Consider the following 987-nt stretch of genomic DNA (forward strand, 5'->3'; position numbering starts at 1 on the left):
GCGCCGCCGGGGACGGAGGAGACGATGCCGGTGCCGGGGGCGAGCAGGTCGATGAGGGGGCCGCGGTTGCTGAAGGTGGAGAGCTGGTCGTCGTCGGTGGTGGAGCCCACCGTGAGGGCGGAGGGCACGCAGCCGGGGGCGTTGACCGCGTTCGCGTAGCCGTTGTTGCCGGCCGCGACGACGGTGGCGACGCCCTGGTTGAAGAGGGTGTCGATGATCGGCTTGCGGGCATCGGTGGTGCAGGCGGCCGTCCAGCGGCCGCCGCCCAGGGACATGTTCGCGGCGATGATGTTGGTGCCGGCGCTCTTGAGGGCCGAGACCTTCTCCAGTGCCTTGATCTGTGAACTGGTGAAGCTCAGGACGCAGGGGCTGGCGCCCGGTCCGCAGTAGGAGTCGGAGGTGAACTTGGAGAAGACCTGCATGGCGATGATGTCCGCGCCGGGGGCGACACCGCGGGCGGGCGCTCCGGTCACGCCGGTTCCGTTGCCCGCGGCGATGCCGGCTACGTGGGTGCCGTGGGAGCAGCCGGTTCCGACGGTGGTGCAGGGGCCGCTGTCGGCGTCGGCGCTGCCGGCGCCCTCTTGTTCGGCGGTGCCGTCGGGGCACAGGCTTTCGGCGCCGTAGGCGGCGTCGGTGACGGAGAAGCAGGCCTCGGCCTTGACGCGGCCGGCCAGGAAGGGGTGCTGGGTGGCGACGCCGGTGTCGAGGATCGCGATCGCGCTGCCGGCGCCGGTCTTGCCGGCGGCGGTGGCCGCGTCGCTGCCGATCTTGGCGGTGGACTCGTTCAGCGTCGGCTCGACCGGGACGTCCTCGGTGACGCTGACCACGCCCGCCATGGCGCTCAGCGAGTCCAGGCCGGACCGGTTCACGCGCAGGGTGACCATCGGCAGGGTGTCGTAGGAGACGAGGACTTCACCCGCCTCGGAGGCAGAGGAGAGTTCCGACATCCCGTCGAGGAGAACGTTGACGCGGACGGTGCCGCCGTCC

General features: G+C 71.6%; 1 protein-coding gene. It reads right to left on the bottom strand.

From position 1 onward, the window contains the following. A partial coding sequence (locus AC6CKD_RS37935; RefSeq protein WP_498333983.1) for a S8 family peptidase occupies positions 1-947 on the bottom strand: 947 nt, incomplete at its 3' end. Between the last annotated feature and the right edge of the window lie 40 nt (positions 948-987).

Source organism: Streptomyces sp. GQ60 (assembly GCF_059758875.1).